The organism is Flavobacterium suncheonense GH29-5 = DSM 17707 (genome assembly GCF_000430025.1).
GTDB classification, from domain to species: Bacteria; Bacteroidota; Bacteroidia; order Flavobacteriales; family Flavobacteriaceae; genus Flavobacterium; species Flavobacterium suncheonense.
In genome coordinates this window covers 67168-73277 of the sequence record NZ_AUCZ01000015.1, presented here as the reverse complement: position 1 = coordinate 73277, position 6110 = coordinate 67168, and the positions used below count along the sequence as shown (strand labels likewise).

At 36.9% G+C, this 6110-nt stretch carries 3 protein-coding genes; 2 read left to right on the top strand and 1 reads right to left on the bottom strand.

Annotation, left to right across the window (positions count from 1 at the left end):
• Nucleotides 1-4128, bottom strand: a 4128-nt coding sequence (locus G498_RS14895; RefSeq protein WP_456236211.1) for an immunoglobulin domain-containing protein, incomplete at its 3' end; no start/stop codon positions are given.
• Between the two features lie 639 nt (nucleotides 4129-4767).
• Between G498_RS14895 and G498_RS0108980 the strand changes: the two genes are divergently transcribed.
• Both G498_RS0108980 and G498_RS0108975 read left to right on the top strand, forming a co-directional pair.
• Nucleotides 4768-5403, top strand: coding sequence for a helix-turn-helix domain-containing protein (locus G498_RS0108980; RefSeq protein WP_026980877.1), 636 nt, complete (start codon nucleotides 4768-4770; stop codon nucleotides 5401-5403).
• A 465-nt stretch (nucleotides 5404-5868) separates the two neighbouring features.
• Nucleotides 5869-6105: a hypothetical protein gene (locus G498_RS0108975; protein ID WP_026980876.1), complete on the top strand. Its 237-nt coding sequence runs from the start codon at nucleotides 5869-5871 to the stop codon at nucleotides 6103-6105.
• Nucleotides 6106-6110: the final 5 nt, after the last annotated feature.

Genomic DNA, 6110 nt, shown 5'->3' with positions numbered 1-6110 from the left:
CCATATCACACCAGTTTCATTCACCTGCAATGAGGCAACAGTTGGATTATCGGATTCACAGAAATCTTGTGTCGCATCGCTTGTTGTTGGTGTTGCCGTCTCATTAACCTGAACAGTAACTGCTTTTAATGTACCTGCTAAATTCGGACAAGTTGTGTCGCTATCCATGGATACATAATATGTATAAGGACTATTTAACACTGTTAAACCTGAAATAGTCAATTCTCCACCTGCTGCAATAGTATAAGTGATGCCGTCAAAAGTTCCGTTTATAATTGGCTGGGAAGTATCATTTGTAAAATACCAGCTGAATTGTGGGTTTGCCAACAAACTTGCAGGCTGTAAAACCACCGGATTTCCTATACAAATACTCTGATTGGCCAATTGAATATCATCGGCAGTCGTGAACGGTAAAATGGTAAAGGTTACAGATGTTCTGTCCGGCAGCAATGTTTCGCAATATTCATCGGAACTAACTCCTACATAGTAAGTATAAGTGCCCGGTGCAAGACCGTTTAGCTGCAATACATTACTGTTCTGCCCAGGTATAAGAACCTGATTCGTTCCGTCGAAACTGTACCAGTAATAAACAGGATTGGTAACTACAGATGCACCGGAATCTAATCCTACAGTTAAAGTAACATCTCCGCTTTCACTACAAATTGTTGTATCGGTTGCAGCGTTGATTAATATATCTGTCAGAAAAGGTTCTGGCGATGTAGGCATTACGGTAATTGTTACTTTGGTTCTTGACAATACTTCGCAACCTCCACGGATTGGCTGAATATAGAATTCATAAGTTCCTCCTGCAAGATTTGAAGGTACCGCATAGGAATTGCCTTCCGCGACCACATTTCCGCCTGTTTCCGCATCATACCATCTGTATGTGGTACAAGCATCGGGAGCAATGCTTACGGTTCCTCCCTGGCATACTGTTATAATGGTGTTGGGGCTGTCAATAATATCTATTAATGCTTCACGTTTTACATAATGAACCTGTACAAAATCTAAAACATTTGCAGCCCCTCCTAATCTGATTCTCACTCTGTTGAAAGACGGGGATTCTCCATTAGATATAAAAATAAGTTCCTCTCCGCCGTTGAGTAATTCAACTGTAGCTACTGCACCATCCGCAACAAGAGGACTTCCTACCGGAACATCTCCCATGTATCGTTGAACTGAAAAACCTGCCAAAGCCCCAACTGATAATACAGCTCCGGATTTTGTCAACTTAATTTTTAAAATATCTGAAGGGCGTGATGCTGATTTGAATTTAACGGTCAAATCCGATGCAGACAGCACCCCTATTCCATTGTACATTGTGGCAAAACTATTGTCATCATTGTCAACTGCATTCCAAGGATTGGCCACACTTGTAGTACTTGTTAAGGCACCAATACCCAAGTCGTAAACACCATAGAAAACATCGTCTACATCACCCGGTGTACATGTCATAGGATTTTCTTCTGTAGTGTAATAGGCCTCGTAAACTTTTGCACTTTGCGCAACGCTTAGCACAGAGCCTACTATAATTCTTATTCCGTCATAAGGTTTTGGTCCTGTAATATTGGCCGGAACAAATGTATATTCAAAACAATTTTCCCCCGGAAGCAAATCTAACAAACTACCAGAAAGCGGTTGTATGGCCCCAATATCTTCCGGTACTCCCATACCGTTTCTTTTGGTTCCGATTACCGAAATTGCCCCAACAAGAGCTAAACCACTGTACTCTGTTCCTAATTTAACGGTTACCGGAGTTCCCTCCGGAATAGTTGTGTTCCATTGCAAAGTCTGCCATGTGGTTCCTACACCTAACACCCCTAAACCTGTGATTATTGTGGAATGGGTTTGAGTATTATGGTCTATAGCCTGATTATCATTTGCTACACCCCCTGTAATAATTGACCCCGAAGACTGCATTTCTGCATAAACTTTTCTCATAAAAGTGCCACAGTCTGAAACATCGTTCACCACCACAGTAACCATTGCTGAAATACTACATGAGCCGTTACTGGCCACAGCCGTATAAATATATGTTCCTGAAGCTGTGAAAGGACCAACGGTATTTGAAACCAACGAATTTCCGTCTGAATCGTACCAAGTAACCGAAGAATCTGATGTATAACTGAAAGTTACACTGCCTCCAGTGTTAATATTATATGTAGCCGGGTTAACCTGCAATTGAGGTAATGCATTAATCGTAACAACTACCGGTTGCAAAGCAGAGGCACAAGTACTTGAGGAGTTAAGTGCCTGAATGTAATACGTTCCGCTCACCTGAATGGATTGCGCCTCCTCTTCGGAAATGGAATTGCTGTCTGAATCAAAGAAACTATACGTTGTTGCCCCAGAGGTATCGAAACCGACAATGGCATCGGCTAGATTTGCCGTACCACAGGCTGATAAAGTCGGATTCACTATAAGCGCTGTTTGTGTAGGGAAAATTACCTGAACCGGTGCTAAGGTGTTCTCCTCATTTTCACAAAGATTGTTTACCTCAGCCGCAACATAATAGGTTATTGGCGTATTGTCTGCATTTAACCCTTCTATTGTTAACTCGCCATTAGCTTCATTTTTCACATAGGTTATTCCAGGATGCCCTGAAAATCCGGTTGTAATTTCCTGAGTTTTAAGCTGGTCTGTATAATAATTAAACGTGGTATTTGCTATTGCCGTTGTAGGATTCAACACGGCTGTACCTGAACAGTTTGCGACAACCGGGCTTCCTATTGAAATATCAGATGCAACGGGCATATCTACAACAGTTACAACAATCGGTGTTCTGGTTGACAACGATGTACAACCTGTTTTTCTGGCCGAAACATAATAAGTAGTTGTAGTGTTCAGCACCGGTGTTGTATAACCAACATTGCTAGCTGTTATTACTATCGGTGTGGCACTTGTGGGTGAATCAAACCATACCAATTCGTTATCACTGGATGTTTCTGCATATAAGGTAACGGATTGTCCTTCGCATATTGTCACATTTTGTGAAACCAATGCAATGGCAGGTGCAGCCGGTGATTTATATATATCGTAAAAACGAACCCCTTTGGTTAAGTTCAATTGGACTAACGACGACAAGGTTAATTTTACCCTATCGAAGGATTGACCAGGCGAAATGGGAATAGTTGCTTTTTGCCCTGCGCTTAAAAGCCCTAAAACATCTAAATCCAGAATAGCACCTACATTAAGCGTATACACAACATTAGCTCCATTTAAAGCTTCGATTCTAAACCCATCTGCTAATCCTAACGATAAAATTGAAGGATTGTCTAACTGTACCGTAACATGAACCTGATCTGTTGGATTTGACAAGGCATCAAAATACACAGTTTGACTTATTGTTCCCGCTAAAGATAAAACCCCTAAGCTTATATGAGAAAAGCTGTTTACATCTGTATCAATTGCGTTTTGCGGATTTAAAACTCCTGCTGCTCCTAATCCTATTAAATCTAACGTTCCTCCGGTTCCGTCATAAGAGGTTGCAAACGGAAAAGAACAGACGTTGCTTCCTTCGGTATAAAAGGCCTGATATACCTTCATACTATTTGAAGTTCCTAATAAAAGTGCATTCGTATGATCTGTAACTTCTATACGGTTATATGGCTGATTAGGCGTTATGGCAAAATAAAAATTCCCGTTGACGTCTCTTATCAGTTTGCCGGATTCTGTAGAAAAAATATTCTGACTGGAATACGAAACTACTGTTGTGGTATTGTTTTTGGCAGTTATGGTGAAGTAATGATTCCCCAATACAACAGTTCCTAACAAATCGGCTAATTCCCCTCCTAAATTGCCTCCTATAAGAGCGTTCAAAACGTCCTGATCGAAGTCTATCTTTACAAAGGTTGTTTTATTTGCCGGAACTACCGATGGAAATTCAAGCTCAATTTTCCCATTATAACTTCCTATTCCAACGGCAACACCTCCATAAGAATTAAGAGTAGCATACGAGTTATCACTATTTGTCGCATTTAACGGATTAATAGTGTGGTCTGACGATACCAATAAATTGGCATTAACATAGCTTACCTGTCCTTTAATTTCGGAAATAAAAAATAGAAGAAAAACCGAAAGACAGTAAATAAGGATAGGAGTATCCTTGGGAGTAGACTTCCAATTCATAAGCAATAGTATTAAGGGTTACACTTATTTTTGGTACAATTTGAAATCTCAAATTGTATATGTATTGCATATAATTTACCTACTTCACCCTTTTCCTAATGCTAAACCAAAAGGCAGAAACTGCTGCAATTATAAAAGCTCCTTCATAAAGCTCCTGTCTAAAATCAACGGAATAGCACTATGCTGTCTAAATTTCGTATCGACGTAATTATCCTTTTAATCATCCAAATTCTAACTAACATAATTATCAAAGGGTCAAACTATTTTAAATTCTAATTTTTTTATGGCACTAACTAATCAAATTCGCAAGACATGATTTTATTTAATTTAAAAACAAATACTGATTTAACTGTTTATATAATTTTTTTCTTGTTAATTGATTTTTTTTTAAGAAAAAACACCCGTTTTGTCTAAAAAATGTATTTTTTTTTCAAAAATTGTCGCGGTAGTTTATTTTTTTTAATAGATTGCTCTTTTAGGCCTGTAAAACAATTTCTATTTTAAACAAAAAACATATAAATAAGACTTTTTGGAATGCATTGGCAACAAAATTCTCAATTAGAGAACTTAAAATTAAAACACCTCCGGTAAGAAATATTATTCTTACAACAATTTAAAAGTAAATCATTTTTTGTGAACATGCAAAGAAAAAATTCTCATTTTGTGGAAAAAACGATAAACACATTAAAAAAGTCGTTAAACGTAAAGACGGATTTGGAATTGTCTAAAATTCTGGATGTTAAACCCAATACAATTTCTGGCTGGAAAAAAAGAAATTCTATGGATTATGAAAAGATTATTCATAAATCTATTGAATTAGGAATCGATTTAAATTGCCTTTTTAATCAAAACAGTCTGGCAGATGTTAACATTGGAAATCATGAAATACCCATAATTTCCAGTAACTTAATATATCAATATACTTGTGGACAATTAACCTCCTTATCGGAACTGCCGTCCGTAAAACTTCCACCTCCATATAATAAAGGGACAATTTTATTTCAAATTGAAAGCAAAAAATTGAAATACAATAGCAACCATAACACTTTCGCCATCTGCAAACAAATCGATTTATCTGAAATAACCAACGAAGACCAATATATTATTATTAGTAAAAAAACCGGCTTTTTCCTGACCTATATCAAGCCTAGTGAAGATCCTAATGTTTTTATTTTGGTTCACGAAAACAAACCTACTTTCAGTAAAAACACAACCATATCAGCCGATGACATCGATGAAATATGGAAAATAAAAGGTACACTAAATATTTTATAACATATAAAAAGTAACTCTAAAATATAATTGCAACAAGTGTAGCATCTAATATCTTTTTTTCTACTAAGATTGTCTATGAAAAGTAAAGAATGAATTTTCAGCATCTAACAGAGAAATCTCCAAATAAAATACAGCTGTTACAATTAAAGACTTTGTACAAAGACGCTTTTAAGGCGTCTTTTTTTGTTTTTGTAACTGGCCTATTTACGTGTAATTCTATATAAGTGTGTATAAACATAAGCTAAAAAGAATTTACGATTTTCAAGCCATGCTGCGCTTTACAAGGCAAAGTGAATCATTAAAAACCCACCTCAGCTTATTTTATGATTTTCCAATAAAATGGTCGCTTCTTTTCTTGGAATTTCCCCCGCAACCCTTAGCGGGATAAAAGCAAAACTCTAAAAAATGTTGATTTAAATCAATTTATACCAGCGAACTGGGGTTTAGCTTTGCGTAAAAAATAAAATGAAAACGATTCTAATAGCTTTCCAATCTGACACAGCTTTTTTGTTAGCTCAAAATAAGCAGGCTAAAATTGTTGTAAACAAGGATGTCTGCATTTATTGGCAATTTCAAAGCCTAACTCAAGATGGCACAATAAAAGCGATACACTATTCTAATGCTTTAGCAGCGGCTTCCAATAAAAAAAATACAACAGCTATTCTTGATGCTTACGGAAGAACATTTTTTAATAACAATTAAACACA

Bases quoted from the DNA above. Each gene is read 5' to 3' on its own strand.
- G498_RS0108980 (WP_026980877.1), top strand. From the start codon at position 4,768: ATGCAAAGAAAAAATTCTCATTTTGTGGAAAAAACGATAAACACATTA.
- G498_RS0108975 (WP_026980876.1), top strand. From the start codon at position 5,869: ATGAAAACGATTCTAATAGCTTTCCAATCTGACACAGCTTTTTTGTTA.